This window comes from Nocardia sp. NPDC003345 (genome assembly GCF_053589395.1).
This window is the reverse complement of record NZ_JBSFRU010000022.1, coordinates 1-12,449: the sequence shown is the minus strand read 5'-3', so window position 1 is coordinate 12,449 and position 12,449 is coordinate 1. Positions and strand designations below refer to the sequence as shown.

Annotated in this window: 15 protein-coding genes; 7 read left to right on the top strand and 8 right to left on the bottom strand. The window is 69.0% G+C overall.

Annotated elements, in window-relative coordinates; translation table 11 throughout:
- Positions 1-41 precede the first annotated feature (41 nt).
- Genes ACWDU1_RS04870 through ACWDU1_RS04860 form a run of 3 tightly spaced genes read left to right on the top strand, consistent with a single transcriptional unit; the run spans position 42 to position 3,408 of the window.
- Positions 42-1,283: a PP2C family protein-serine/threonine phosphatase gene (locus ACWDU1_RS04870; RefSeq protein WP_449995945.1), complete on the top strand. Its 1,242-nt coding sequence runs from the start codon at positions 42-44 to the stop codon at positions 1,281-1,283.
- Positions 1,280-2,968 carry a sensor histidine kinase gene (locus ACWDU1_RS04865; protein ID WP_449995944.1) on the top strand — a complete coding sequence of 563 codons (1,689 nt, stop codon included), beginning with the start codon at positions 1,280-1,282 and terminating at the stop codon, positions 2,966-2,968. The genes ACWDU1_RS04870 and ACWDU1_RS04865 overlap by 4 nt, the downstream gene beginning before the upstream one ends.
- Positions 2,965-3,408: a response regulator gene (locus tag ACWDU1_RS04860; protein WP_449995943.1), complete on the top strand. Its 444-nt coding sequence runs from the start codon at positions 2,965-2,967 to the stop codon at positions 3,406-3,408. Before ACWDU1_RS04865 ends, ACWDU1_RS04860 begins: the two co-directional genes overlap by 4 nt.
- Before the next feature lie 13 nt (positions 3,409-3,421).
- Here ACWDU1_RS04860 and ACWDU1_RS04855 read toward each other — a convergent pair whose 3' ends face one another.
- Entirely contained in the window at positions 3,422-3,784 is a 363-nt protein-coding gene (locus ACWDU1_RS04855; RefSeq protein ID WP_449995942.1) for an STAS domain-containing protein, read from the bottom strand.
- Between the two features lie 329 nt (positions 3,785-4,113).
- Here ACWDU1_RS04855 and ACWDU1_RS04850 point away from each other — a divergent pair, with 329 nt between their 5' ends.
- The 3 genes from ACWDU1_RS04850 (at position 4,114) to ACWDU1_RS04840 (ending at position 6,502) form a co-directional block, all read left to right on the top strand.
- Positions 4,114-4,548 (top strand): ATP-binding protein, encoded by a 435-nt coding sequence (locus tag ACWDU1_RS04850; RefSeq protein ID WP_449995941.1) that lies wholly within the window; start codon positions 4,114-4,116, stop codon positions 4,546-4,548.
- 572 nt (positions 4,549-5,120) lie between these two features.
- A complete protein-coding gene (locus tag ACWDU1_RS04845) occupies positions 5,121-5,471 on the top strand; it encodes a hypothetical protein (protein ID WP_449995940.1) in 351 nt (116 codons plus the stop codon).
- 200 nt (positions 5,472-5,671) lie between these two features.
- Positions 5,672-6,502 carry a hypothetical protein gene (locus ACWDU1_RS04840; protein ID WP_449995939.1) on the top strand — a complete coding sequence of 277 codons (831 nt, stop codon included), beginning with the start codon at positions 5,672-5,674 and terminating at the stop codon, positions 6,500-6,502.
- A gap of 67 nt (positions 6,503-6,569) precedes the next feature.
- On the opposite strand, the gene ACWDU1_RS04835 is transcribed toward ACWDU1_RS04840, so the two are convergent.
- The 6 genes from ACWDU1_RS04835 to ACWDU1_RS04810 all read right to left on the bottom strand — a co-directional run bounded on the left by ACWDU1_RS04835 (position 6,570) and on the right by ACWDU1_RS04810 (position 10,612).
- Positions 6,570-6,899 carry a hypothetical protein gene (locus ACWDU1_RS04835; protein WP_449995938.1) on the bottom strand — a complete coding sequence of 110 codons (330 nt, stop codon included), beginning with the start codon at positions 6,897-6,899 and terminating at the stop codon, positions 6,570-6,572.
- On the bottom strand, positions 6,889-7,191 hold the full coding sequence (locus ACWDU1_RS04830) for a hypothetical protein (protein ID WP_449995937.1): 303 nt from the start codon (positions 7,189-7,191) through the stop codon (positions 6,889-6,891). The genes ACWDU1_RS04835 and ACWDU1_RS04830 overlap by 11 nt, the downstream gene beginning before the upstream one ends.
- Before the next feature lie 101 nt (positions 7,192-7,292).
- Positions 7,293-7,745 (bottom strand): SgcJ/EcaC family oxidoreductase, encoded by a 453-nt coding sequence (locus ACWDU1_RS04825; RefSeq protein WP_449995936.1) that lies wholly within the window; start codon positions 7,743-7,745, stop codon positions 7,293-7,295.
- Between the two features lie 83 nt (positions 7,746-7,828).
- Complete coding sequence (locus ACWDU1_RS04820) at positions 7,829-8,821, bottom strand: fused (3R)-hydroxyacyl-ACP dehydratase subunits HadA/HadB (protein WP_449995935.1); 993 nt, start codon at positions 8,819-8,821, stop codon at positions 7,829-7,831.
- A 141-nt stretch (positions 8,822-8,962) separates the two neighbouring features.
- Positions 8,963-10,024, bottom strand: a complete 1,062-nt coding sequence (locus ACWDU1_RS04815; protein ID WP_449995934.1) for an alpha/beta hydrolase — start codon at positions 10,022-10,024, stop codon at positions 8,963-8,965.
- Between the two features lie 252 nt (positions 10,025-10,276).
- Positions 10,277-10,612 (bottom strand): histone-like nucleoid-structuring protein Lsr2, encoded by a 336-nt coding sequence (locus ACWDU1_RS04810; RefSeq protein ID WP_449995933.1) that lies wholly within the window; start codon positions 10,610-10,612, stop codon positions 10,277-10,279.
- Between the two features lie 227 nt (positions 10,613-10,839).
- Between ACWDU1_RS04810 and ACWDU1_RS04805 the strand changes: the two genes are divergently transcribed.
- Positions 10,840-11,883, top strand: coding sequence for an MsnO8 family LLM class oxidoreductase (locus ACWDU1_RS04805; protein WP_449995932.1), 1,044 nt, complete (start codon positions 10,840-10,842; stop codon positions 11,881-11,883).
- On the opposite strand, the gene ACWDU1_RS04800 is transcribed toward ACWDU1_RS04805, so the two are convergent.
- Positions 11,831-12,449 (bottom strand): alpha/beta fold hydrolase (locus ACWDU1_RS04800; protein ID WP_449995931.1); only part of this gene is annotated, 619 nt, incomplete at its 5' end. The genes ACWDU1_RS04805 and ACWDU1_RS04800 overlap by 53 nt on opposite strands.

The following is a 12,449-nucleotide window of genomic DNA, read 5'->3' as shown; positions in this document are numbered from 1 at the left end:
GTTCCTCGTATCGGTTCCATCGAGATGCGCGGTGTCCGGCGGTGGCCGTGCGGGGTGACACCTTCGGTGCGGAGCTCGAGCCCGTCGGTGAGACCGGCCGCCCGCCCCGGGCACCGGTGGTGCTGCTGGTGGAGGACGACCCCGGCGATGCCCTGCTCGTCGAGGAACTGGTCGCCGACGCGGAAGCCGATATGCGGCTGGTCTGGGTTCGCACGATCGCCGAGGCCGGTGCGCGGATCAGGGCGGAGGTTCCCGACTGCGTACTGCTCGACCTGGGACTGCCCGACGCCCAGGGCCTCGACGCGCTGGCCGGGGTCCGGGCCCACAACGACCAGGTCGCCGTCGTGGTGATGACCGGTCTCGATCAGGAACGCACCGGCCTGACCGCCCTGGCCTCCGGTGCCCAGGACTATCTGGTCAAGGGCCGGGTTGAACCGGAGTTGTTCGCCCGCGCGGTGCGCTACGCCATCCAGCGTAAACAGGCCGAACGCACCAGCGCGGCGCTGCAGGCCAGCCAGATGCGGGCCGCCGAGAACGCCCGGCTCGAACGCGGCCTGCTCCCCACCCCGCTCTTCGGTGCCGACCGGGCCGTGGAAGTGGTCTCGCGCTATCGGCCCGGACGGGCGCATTCGCTGCTGGGCGGGGATTTCTTCGATGTCGTCCAGGTCGGTGACGGGTCGGTGCACGCCGTGATCGGCGATGTCTCCGGACACGGTCCCGATGCCGCGGCCGCGGGGGTCGCATTGCGATTGGCCTGGCGCACGCTGGTCCTCACCGGAGTGACAGGTGAGCGGCGGCTGCGGCTGCTGGAAGAGGTACTGCTGGCCGAGCGGACCGATCGGCAGACCTTCGCCACCGCCACCAGTCTGGTCTTCGACCCCGCCACCGGACGGGTCCGGATCCGCCGCGCCGGGCACCCGGGCATGCTCCATCACACCGGCGACCAGCTGACCTGGCTGGAGGTCCCGGGCGGTGCCGCGCTGGGCTTCATGCCCGGCCGCGCGCACTGGCCCGCCACCGAGATCGAGCTGGCCGCCGACGCCGGACTGACCCTGTTCACCGACGGCCTGTTCGAAGGCCGGGTGGGCAGCCGCGGGGAACGACTCGGCGAAGACGGACTGCTCCGCGTCGCCCGGGCCATCCCCGGCTGCCATCCCGAGGATTTCGTCGACGAGCTGATCGGCCGGGTCGAGGCCCTGGCCATCGAGGCGGGTGGTCTCGACGACGACCTGGCCATCATGAACGTGCGCTGGAACCCGGCGCGGAGAGGAACGCGCCCATGACGGCACCCGACTCCCCGACGGTGGTTGGCCGGCTGACCGCACGCGCCTGGTTCCAGCTGGTCTTCGCGCTGATGATCCTCGTGGTCCTGCTGGGTGCGCTGGCGGGCGCGCGGGTGATCGCCGATACGAACGCCGTGACCGACCGGCTGGTCGAGCAGACGCAGCCCGCCTCCGCCGAGGCCTATCGGTTACAGAGCGCGCTCATCAACCAGGAGACGGGTCTGCGCGGGTACGCGATCGCCGCCGATCCGCAATTCCTCGAGCCCTACACCGAGGGCCGCCGGGATCAGACCCGCGCCACCGACCGCATGCGCGAACTGCTGGCGGGCCGCACCGATCTGCTCACCGATCTGGACTCGATCGATCAGCTGTCGCAGCAGTGGCGGACCGACTATGCCGATCCGCTCGCCGCCAGCGGCACCACGACCGATGCCCGGGAACGCGCCGCTGCCACCGCGGTGCGCGCCAAGGCCGTATTCGATCAGCTGCGCACCGTGTTCACCGCGCAGAACGAACACCTGATGGCCGCGGTCGCGGCCGACCGCGAGGCGCTCGAACACGCGCGGACCATCCGCAACCTGGTCCTGGTGGGCATGGTGCTGGTGTTCCTGTTGACCGGCACCGCGCTGACCGTGCTGCTGCGCCGGCTCGTCGTGCGGCCACTGGCCGAACTCACCGAATCCTCGTTGCGGGTGGGCAACGGCGAATTCGACCATCACATCGACCCCCGGGGACCCGCCGATATCGCGCAGGTGGCCGAAGCGGTGGAGGAGATGCGCCGGCGAATCGTCGCCGAACTCGCCTCCTCACAGTCCAGCAGCGACCGCCTGCGCAAGCAGACGGTGGAGCTCGACCTGCAGACCGAGGAGCTGCGGCGGTCCAACGCCGAGCTGGAACAGTTCGCCTATGTGGCCTCTCACGACCTGCAGGAACCGCTGCGCAAGGTGGCGTCGTTCTGCCAGCTGTTGGAGAAGCGCTACGCCACCCAGCTCGACGATCGCGGGAAGCAGTACATCGATTTCGCGGTCGACGGTGCCAAACGGATGCAGGTACTGATCAACGATCTGCTTACCTTCTCCCGGGTCGGCCGGGTGGGCGATACCGCCGAACCGGTACACCTGGAGCGGCCGCTGGACAAGGCATTGAACAATCTCTCGGCCTCGATCGAGGAGACCGGTGCCGTGGTCGAACGGCCCGCGGAACTGCCCGAGATCGTGGGTGACCCCACCCTGCTGACCATGCTCTGGCAGAACCTGATCAGCAACGCCATCAAGTTCCGCACCCCGGATCTGGCGCCGGTGGTCCGCATCGAGCTGGGGCAGCAGGCCGGTGAACCGGGTGATCAGGTGTTCTCGGTGACCGATAACGGAATCGGGATCGCACCGGAATTCGCGGAGAAGGTGTTCGTCATCTTCCAGCGCCTGCACGCCCGCGACGAGTACAGCGGCACCGGTATCGGGCTCGCGGTCTGCAAGAAGATCGTCGAGTACCACGGTGGGCGAATCTGGATCGATACCGCGCACACCGGTGGCACCCGGATCTGTTTCACCCTGTGCTCCGCCGATACGGTGGCGGACGCCGATCCCGCGGCCGCCGACGCCGACGCCGGCACCGATGAACCCGTCGGCGCCGGTGTGGCCGGTCCCGCCGCCACCCGTACCGACCATGAAGGAGCGAAAGCATGACGATACCCGGCCAGCCCATCGATATCCTGCTCGTCGAGGACGATCCGGGTGACGAGCTGATGACCAGGGAGGCCTTCGAAGACAACAAGATCGGCAATACCCTGCACGTCGCCCACGACGGCCAGGAGGCACTGGATTTCCTGTACCGGAACGGGGAATACGGCGACGCTCCCCGCCCCGACCTCATCCTGCTCGATCTGAACCTGCCGAAATACGACGGCCGGCAGGTGCTGGAGAAGATCAAGGCCGATCCCGACCTCGCCCATATCCCCGTGGTCGTGCTGACCACCTCGGCCGCGGAGGAGGACATCCTGCGCAGCTACAAACTGCACGCCAACGCCTACGTGACCAAACCGGTGGATCTCGACCAGTTCGTGGCCGCGATCAAGCAGATCGACGATTTCTTCGTCCAGGTGGTGCGGCTGCCCCGCGGCCAGTAGCCGCGGGGCGCTATCAGGACGCGGAGCTGCTGCCCGGAGCCAGCGCCGCGTCCAGTGAGCCGTACACCGCCAGCAGCTTGTCCAGCCCGGTCAGTTCGATCGGCCGCCGGACGGCCTCCGACGCCACCACCCGCAGGCCGCCGGTTACGGCGGCTTCGGAGATCACCAGCAGCACGCTCAGACCGGCCGAGCCGAGGAATCCGACCTCGGACATATCCACGATCATCGGCTTGCCGCCGCGCTGGATCTCCTCGAGCGCCGATTGCAGCTGTGGCGCCGAGGCCATATCCACCTCACCGTGCACGGTGACGATCGCGATGCCGTCTTCGGTGTGCTCCCGCACATCGAGGATGCGGGACGCGCTGTCGCCGCTCATCGCCGGCCTCCCAGCTCGCAATTCGCCACTTTCTCACCTCTGCAGCATCGAGGCCCCGCCGCATGACGCGGCAGGGCCGTAAGCGGTATCCGCAGTAAACTTACCCGATCGGGAGCCCGGCGGTCATCGCAGCCGTCCAGGTCAGCCGGGCTCCGCGAAACACCGCCCGGTCGGGGGGCGCCGCCGGGTCCCGGGAGAGTGATCACCGCCGCTCGATCGCATGCGCCCTTGCCGAATGGGTATGGCTAAGGCGAGCACGCACTCGAGCCGCGGACCGGCACCACCCCCGACGTCCGCCGCCGAGACCCTGAGGAGGCGATGAGGTGACGATGTCCCGCCCGTCAGGACTGGACAGTCCGGCGCGCAGCACGGTCCTGGAGTTCCCGGCCCGGCCAGAGCAACTGGCCGAAGTCCGGCATGCCGTGAAGGAATGGCTTGCCGGTATCCCGCTCGACGAGCGCCGCACCTACGACATTCTGCTCGCGGTGGGTGAGGCCTGCGCCAATGCCGTCGAACACGGCCATCGCGGCGATGGCGGCACGATCCGGTTGTCGGGTGCTGTCGACCCGTCCGGTTTGCGCATCACCGTCGCCGATCACGGCAGCTGGAAAACACCCGACCATCGCCCGGATACCGCCCGGGGCCGGGGTATGGCCATCATCCGGGCGTTGATTCCCGATGTGGACGTCGTGTGCGCGCCGCACGGCACCACCGTCGATATGCGGATACCGCTCACCCGGCCGGACGATTCGTCGGCGGATTGACCCGTTCCGGATAAGGGCCGGGTTTCGCGGCGCCGATTTCGCTCGCCGTCCCATTTTGGCAGACCGGGATATGCCGGGAGAGTGCCCGGCGGGTAACCGAATTTTTGTTCGGGGCCACCGGATCACGTGAACACTATTCCGTTCTGAATTCTTTGTCCGTTATTGGGCTATTCGTATATTCCGCGAAGAAAGGCGATGCGCCACCGGACCGGCTCTTCCGGAAATCGGTCATGGCCGCGGCGCGGATCCTGGTCGACAACACGGATCGCGCGGCCTTCGAGGACGAGAATCATATCGCCGGTATGGTCCGGCCGACGCTGTCGCTGGGGCCTCAGCGCAGTCTGCTGGAAACGCTCGAAGAGGTCGCCGAGGTGTATTCACTGGGCCAGATCGCCTCTGAGTGGGTGGCCGTGACCATATCGACCGGCCCATGCGCCTGGGAGAGCAGCGGGACACCGGCGCGACGGCGGGTTGACCGGAGCGGTCGCCGATCCCGGGATACGCCGCGGAAATTCCGTGAGCGGCGCACGGATCGGGGTATACGGTCCGCGTAACCACTTGGAGGTGGCTCGATGGCCGAGAACGACGGTACCGAATACAACCGGGTGACCCCGGTCAACCCGGCGGACCCACTGGATCCGTCGAGTCCGCTCAACCCGATGAATCCGATCGACGCGGACGATCTGGTGAACCCCGAGGGCTCGGTTGTGCCCGTGGTCCCGATCGCCGAGGAGAATTCCATGCGCAGTAGCTGGTTGTGGCCCACCGTTCTGATCTTCGGACTGGTCGTCGGAGTGGCCCTGGTGGTGATGATCCTGGTGAGCACCGCCGATTTCGGTTCCGAACCGGTGCCCACGGGGACGCCCACCCCCGGCACCTGTCAGCCGTCCTGTTCGGACGCGCCTGCGCCGCCGGCTCCGTGACGCGCCGGAATCCAGTGCACTGAACATTGCTGAAAGTCGTGGTGGAAGGCGTTTTCCGGGCTCGGTGCCCCGCGTTCCACCCATCCGGGCCCGGCGTGGATCCGAATGTGAAACGACAGCATCTCTTTCAGGATGAAAGGCGATAGATGGGCACCGGCAAGCACAGAGCAGTCAGTCCGCGTCGGCGGAAGGTGGGGTCCATGGTCGTAGCGGGGGCGGTCCCGGTGGTTGTGGCCCTGGTGGGCAACGGCACAGCGAATGCCGATACCGGAGCCGTGATTCCGGTGAGCGGTACCGAGAACGCCGACCCCGCGGTGTTCTCCACTCCGGCCGCCGAAGGAGTTCCCGGCGTGGCCGGCGCCGAGGCGGCCGATACCGGAGAGTGGCCGTACGCCGAGGCTCCCAATGTCCGGCCCTATCTCGGGCGGCACATCCCCGACGACACCCTGAGCTCGCTGCAGTGGGCGCGGCCGGTGCCGGCGGGGGAGTACCTGTCGCCGCTGGAGGTCCTGCACGCGCCCGGGCCGGTCGATCCGGTGCCGCCGATCGCGCCGCCGCCGGGAGCCCTGCGGTTCGGGGATGTGCAGGTGCAGTCGCCGGAATGGCTGCCCCGTGAGCACGCCGTGCAGATCAACGACGGTGCCGCGCTCACGGAGGCGAACTTCGCCACCTTCCTCGATTCGGTCGGGATGGAACGCACCCGCTCGGATCGGGTGGCCGGCCAGACCCTGGGGGCCGCCGCGTTGGGCGCGGCCGCGGGGGCGGTGGCATCGGCCCCGTTCGCGGCGATCGGCGCCGGTGTGGGCGGTGCGATCGGGTTCGCGGTCGGCGTACCGTTCGCGCCGATCGGACTGGCGGCGGTGCCGGTGGGCGCGGCCTACGGCGCGGCCCTGATGTCGGTGCCGCTGGCGACCATCGGTGCCGGAATCGGTGCGGGTCTCGGCGCGGCGCACGCGTTGAGCGCGCCGCCGCGGGCCCTCGCCCCGGCGCCGGACCTCGGCGCCTCCCTGCCCGGCGCGACCCAGGGCTGATCGGCGCCGGCCGTCCGGCGAACCGGATCGGCGCCGTGCTCGCCGGGGAGCGTCCGGTAGCCGCGGCTCAGGCGGAGTGCGGGAGACTGGTGAGCGCGCGGACTGCGTCCGCGAGCGGGATCATCCGCTGCGGCTGTTCGCTCATCAGACCCATCTCCACATATTGGCGGATCAGCATGGAGGCGGTCATACCCTGTTCGGCGGCCTTGCGCCGGACCCGGTCGCGCATCTCCGGGGACCATTTGAACGAAGTGGGCACCATGCCCTGCTCGATCCGGTCGGCGGCCGGCGGCAGCGCCGGTGCCGGGGCGGCATCGTCGTAGCGCAGCGAATCCAGGAAATCCCCGGCGGCCTCCGGTGTGCGCGGAAAGCCGGGGGCGGGGTCGTTATCGATCATCTCGGTTCGCCTCCCATGCGGTGTACTCGGCGAGTTGACGTGGTCGCATCGGCAGCGCCAGCAGAATCTGCCACCGGGAATCGGCGCGTAGCCACCGCAGGACCACCACGAGTGCGCGGCCGTCGCCGGTGCGCCCCCATACGGTGGGTATCGAAAGTCCCTCGCGGCCGGTCGCCGTGCGGGGCCATCGCTGCGGGGAGTACAGCACCTCCATCACTTCCCAGGGCTCGACGCCGCTGCGGTCGAGAAGCTCGTACGCTCCAATCCACCATTCGTACTGCCCATGTGCCACGGGTTCCAACCATAATACTCCGGTATTACCCCGCAAGCCCAGTGGTCGGCACCGGTGTCCGGGCCCGGGGTACCGGGCGGGGGTCACCGGCGCCGAGCTGGTCAGGCGCTCGCCGGTACCGGAGTGTTCTGCCGGGCCGCGACCCACCACCGGCCGCCCTCGCGGACCAGTACGTACAGGGCGACCATCGCCGGATCGCGGTCGATGAGCGTGCCATCGGCGGTGGTGGCCCGGGCGGCCTTGTGGGCGAAAGCGATATCGGGGCGCAGGAAGACGATATCGGTCACGTCGTAGCGGACGTAGGAGTCCTTCAGGAAGCCGGCCAGTCCGCGCTCGCCGGCGTCCAGGAGCGCCGGATAGCCGCGGATCACCGCGCCGGCCGCATTTCCGGCGGCGGCGTTCGCGATGAACCCGCCGACCATGCGGACGGCATCGTTGGTGTTGTATCCGCTCTCGACATCGGCGACGAGTCGCTCGATCTCGGCGATATCGGCGGTGTGGTCGGTCGTGGTGTCCTCGACCGTGGGCCGGCCGGAGTCGGTGCTGTCGTTCATAGGACCAGCATCGAACCTCGACATAGATTCAGGTCAAGTCCGGGTGGGCCGCCGTATGCCACCGGCCGGAACGCCGGGGCCGGTCAGCGGAGCCGAACCGTCGCCGTCGCCCGGCCGAAGATCCGGCGGCCGTGGTGCTTGGCGGTGATGGCGACGGTCGCGGTACGGCGGTCCGGATCCATGCTCTTGACCTTGCCGGTGAACTCCACCTCCGCGCCCTCCCGGGTCACGAAGACCGGGCTGGTGAGGCGGACCGCGTATTCGCGCATCGCACCCGGATCACCCAGCCACGAGGTCACGAACCCTGCGCCGAGACCGATCGTCAGCATGCCGTGCGCCACCGGGGAGTCGAGTTCGACGAGCCCGGCGACCTCCTGGCTCCAATGGATCGGATTGGGATCCCCGGAGACCCCCGCGTAGTTCACCAGATCACCCTGATGCAGCCGGACCACCCGCGGCGGCAGTTCGTCGCCCACCGCGACCTCGTCGAAGGCTCGGGTGAACGGTCCCGCCGGGAGTGGCGCCGGATCGCCCGCGCCCACGGCCCGGGCCGGATCCGGTCTCCGGGCGGCCGGTGCCGGGGTGGCGCTGCCCGGCCGGAAACCGTGCATGAGGACCCGCTCGCCGATATCGGCCGGACCGGACTCGACGCCGGTGCGGCCGACGATACTGATCTGCGAGGACAGCACCGGTTCACCCAGGGCATCGGTGACCAGGCTCTCGAACCCGATCAGATCGCCGCCGAAGGCCTGCCGGAACGAATCGAGACGGATCTCGAAATGCAGGTGGTCACCGGCGCGGATCGGTCTGTGATAGCGAACGACCTGATCGGTCTGCATGATCTGGCTGAGATCGTAACCGGCCATCACCGATTCGAACATCTGTGTCTGGGCCAGGAATCCGGGCACCGAAAAGAAGGTCGGCGGGGCGATGAGGCCACCGTAACCGAATTCGATACCGGCGTCCTCGGACCAGTGCACAGGGTGATGGTCCTGTACCGCGCGTGCGAATTCGCGGATTTTCTCCCGTCCTACTACATAGTGGTCCCGAGCATGAAAGCTGCGTCCTACCGGCATTTCCGGAGCGGATTCGGCCGGGGTGAATTCCCCAGGGGGAGAAACAATTACATCATCCAGTGGCACGATGGCGCACTCTACCTCTCGAACGTCGCCGCGGCAGCGCGTGCGCGCGGGCACGGACCGGTGCCGGCCGGTGATTCAGCCGATATTCGCGGACAGGTCGGGCAGCATCCGCAATGCCTGGTCGGCCCAGTTGTTCCAGGCGTGGATACCGTACGCGGGGAAGTCGTAGTGCACATTGCCCGCACCCAGAGTCGCCATCCTGACCTGGAAGGCCCGGGTGTTCACCAGGGCGAGTGCCTCGAGTCCCATCCCGTTGACGGTGCCGATACTCGGGGCATCGGTCGCGGCGGGGATACCGCTCGCCGCCGAGACCCAGAGGCGGGTGTTGTTCGCGACCAGTCGCGGCGCCGCGACGAAGGGGTCGATCCGCAGCCATTTGGGGTCCCACGGGGCGGCCATGGCATCCACGTTGTACCCACCCGCGTCGATCATCGCGACCCGGATCGCCTCCCGCATACCCGGTGCCGAGATGTTCAGGTACCCGGAGTAGGAGCCGGCGAAGCTGAACTGACCGGGGTACTGTGCGGCCAGGGTGAGCGCGGCGCTACCGCCCATGGAGAGACCGAAAACGCCGTTGCGCCCGCTCGCGAACCCCAGGCGGTCGCGTAATGCCGTGGGCAGGTCGCGAGTGAGGAAGGTCTCCCAGGTGTAGCGGGTGGATTTCCCCGGGCCGTCCGCCAGCACCTGCAGACCGCCCGAGCCCGAAGCCGATCCGGAGGACGACCCGTTGCCCGACCCCGTTCCCGGCGGTATGCCCAGGAAATTGCTCGGTGCGTTCCAGTCGGTATAGAAACTGGACCGCCCGCCGACGGGCATCACCACATTGATATTCCACTTGGTGAATTCCCGGGCGATATCGGTATCGATTTCCCAGCCGCTGAGGTCTTCGCGGGCGCGCATACCGTCGAGGGCGTAGACGACCCGCGAGGTATTGCCGTCCGCCGCCCGGAAGATCCGCGATTTCACCGGACCCATTTCCGAATCGACCCAGAAATCCATTCCGGCCGGGTCGAACGCCGCCCGGGCGGTCGGGGTGGCGGCGCCGAACAGCGACAAGGTCAGGAACAGTACCGCGAGGGCGGCCGTGGCGGGCCGGAACCGGCGGTGGACGGGGTGCCGGGGTGACAGGGTGGGCATGACTGGAGCGGGCCTTTCATCCGGGTGAGCACGGGACCGGGCGGGCAGGCGTATGCCTGCCCGGCGGTTCCGACCGATGCCGGCGGACGCGTGGCACTGCCACGGCGCCGGCATACCGTCCGGATGTCGCTCCGGATGAAGACGCCGTTACCTGTTTGTGATCTTACTCGCGATGGACCCGCCCGCGATATGACCCAGCCGGCGCCGTCCTACGACCTTCCTGCGGCCGGGGCCACCGGATCGGTGGGCCGGCTACTGGTGGGCCTTCTTGTAGGCGTCGACGACCTCGGCCGAGATCCGGCCACGGGTCGATACCTCGATACCGTTCTTCCTGGCCCATTCGCGGATGGCCTGGGTCTGCTGGGTCGCGCCGGCCTGCGGGAGATGCCGCTTACCCTTCGGGGCCCGGCCGCCGACCTTGCGGGCGTGGGCCGCCCAGGCGCCGAGGATGCCGCGCAGCTTCTCGGCGTTCTGGGCCGAGAGGTCGATCTCGTAGGCGACACCGTCGAGAGCCAGTGTGACCGTTTCCTCGGCCTGGGAACTGCCGTCGAAGTCGTCGACCAGCTCAACGATGACCTTGCGCGCCATACAATCCTCCGGGGGTGGGCAGATGATCTGAACAATGGTAGGCGAATCCCGGGGCCCGGCTCGAATCGGAGGCACCCGATGCCCCGGCCACTGTGCGTGTGCTAATGCGGTGGGCCAGTGCGTGTTCGGAGTGGCCGGCGGGCCCGCCGGGACACCTCCGTGCCGCGGATTCGTGCCTGGTGGCGGGTGCCGGGAAGACGATCGGCACGTCCCGCGTTGGCCCGGAGGTGGAACTGTCGCTACTGGATCGATCGCGGACCCGGGTGGGTGAACCCGAAGCGGCCGCGCTCGCCCATACCGTCGGCCGGGCGGTCGCCGCGGAGGCGTCCGGTTATCGGCGGTTCTGGGTGGCCGAACACCACGCGGTACCGGGGATCGCCTCCGGCTCGCCGCCGGTGCTGATGGCCGCGCTCGGCGCGCGTACCGCCTCGATCCGGATCGGCGCGGGCGGGGTGATGCTGCCGAATCATCGGCCACTGGTCGTCGCCGAACAGTTCCTGATGCTGGAGGCGCTGTATCCGGGCCGCGTCGATCTGGGTCTGGGCCGCTCCCCGGCATTCACGGCCCCGGTGCGCCGGGCCATGCGGCAGGTCGAGGGGGAACCGGACCGTTTCGAGGCCGACGTCAGGGAATTACTGAGCTACTTCGACGGGACGGCGGCGGTCACCGCCCACCCGGTGAGCGCGGCGGCTCCTCCCGCCTTCATCCTGGCCACCGGCCGGGGATTGGAGATCGCGGCCCGGCTCGGGCTACCGGCGGTGGTCGGCGGGCCGATTCTGCACAGTGACGAGCTGGACACGGCACTCACGCGGTACCGGCGCGGGTTCGTACCGGGACCGCACGCGGACCGGCCCGAAATCCTGATCGCATCGGAGGTCCTGGTCGCCGAGTCCGACGAGCGGGCCCGGGAGCTGGCATTACCCGAGGCCTGGGCGATGGCGAGGGCGCGTGGCACCGGCGAATTCCCGCCGCTGGAACCGGTGTCGTCGATCGTGTCCCGGCGGTGGAGTGCGCAGACCCGGCGTCGCGTGGACGCGAGCCTGGCCACCGCGACGGCGGGATCTCCGGCCACGGTCCGCCGACTGCTCGAAGAACTCGCCGAGCGGACCGGCGCCACCGGCCTGCTCGCCACGACCTCGACCTACGACCGGGACGCACTCGCCTGGTCGGACGCCGCGCTGGCCGGGATCGTGCACGGCCGGGCCGCGGGTCCGGCCGCTACGGAGCCGCCAACCGCCGGATCTCGGTCACCAGCAGCTCCGGTTCGGTGATCGGCGCGTAGTGCCCGGATTCGGGTGCGACGATATGCCGCCCGGCCGGGGACAACGCGGCCCGGTGGGCGTGCGAGGCATTCGCGATCGCGCGGATCCGGGTGCTCATCCCGTCGCCCGGACGGCCGCCCGACACCACCGTGACCGGGATATCGCCCAGCTCGGGCGGATCGTCGCGCCAGCGTTCGAGGTCGTCGAGATAGGTCCGGCTCTGGTCGGCCTGGGTTCGGATGATCCCGGGCGCGAACGCCTCCCGTTCCAGGTCGGCACCGACATCCGCCGGAACCGCTTTCACCATCCAGCGGAAGAGCAGTTTCAACGCGCCTGTGCGCGCGAGCACTCCGTTGACGGCGATCATCACTCGCTCGGCCCGCCGGAAAGCGCGGCCGAACAGCATCTCCGCGGCCTCGTCGGTGGGGTCGACCAGCACCAGCCCGGCCACGGCCGCGGGCCGACGGGAGGCGGCCAGCCGCACCAGGGGCCCGCCGGCGCTGTGCCCGACCAGAACGAACGGTCCGTCGCCGAAATGGTCGAGGACATCGACCAGATCCGTGACGGCGACCACT

What these genes read in the sequence shown, in the direction of transcription:
- ACWDU1_RS04845 (WP_449995940.1), top strand. Translation starts at nt 5,121, where the DNA reads ATGGCCGAGAACGACGGTACCGAATACAACCGGGTGACCCCGGTCAAC.
- ACWDU1_RS04850 (WP_449995941.1), top strand. Translation starts at nt 4,114, where the DNA reads ATGTCCCGCCCGTCAGGACTGGACAGTCCGGCGCGCAGCACGGTCCTG.
- ACWDU1_RS04820 (WP_449995935.1), bottom strand. Translation starts at nt 8,821, where the DNA reads ATGCCGGTAGGACGCAGCTTTCATGCTCGGGACCACTATGTAGTAGGA.
- ACWDU1_RS04815 (WP_449995934.1), bottom strand. Translation starts at nt 10,024, where the DNA reads ATGCCCACCCTGTCACCCCGGCACCCCGTCCACCGCCGGTTCCGGCCC.
- ACWDU1_RS04865 (WP_449995944.1), top strand. Translation starts at nt 1,280, where the DNA reads ATGACGGCACCCGACTCCCCGACGGTGGTTGGCCGGCTGACCGCACGC.
- ACWDU1_RS04825 (WP_449995936.1), bottom strand. Translation starts at nt 7,745, where the DNA reads ATGAACGACAGCACCGACTCCGGCCGGCCCACGGTCGAGGACACCACG.
- ACWDU1_RS04840 (WP_449995939.1), top strand. Translation starts at nt 5,672, where the DNA reads ATGGTCGTAGCGGGGGCGGTCCCGGTGGTTGTGGCCCTGGTGGGCAAC.
- ACWDU1_RS04860 (WP_449995943.1), top strand. Translation starts at nt 2,965, where the DNA reads ATGACGATACCCGGCCAGCCCATCGATATCCTGCTCGTCGAGGACGAT.
- ACWDU1_RS04810 (WP_449995933.1), bottom strand. Translation starts at nt 10,612, where the DNA reads ATGGCGCGCAAGGTCATCGTTGAGCTGGTCGACGACTTCGACGGCAGT.
- ACWDU1_RS04855 (WP_449995942.1), bottom strand. Translation starts at nt 3,784, where the DNA reads ATGAGCGGCGACAGCGCGTCCCGCATCCTCGATGTGCGGGAGCACACC.
- ACWDU1_RS04835 (WP_449995938.1), bottom strand. Translation starts at nt 6,899, where the DNA reads ATGATCGATAACGACCCCGCCCCCGGCTTTCCGCGCACACCGGAGGCC.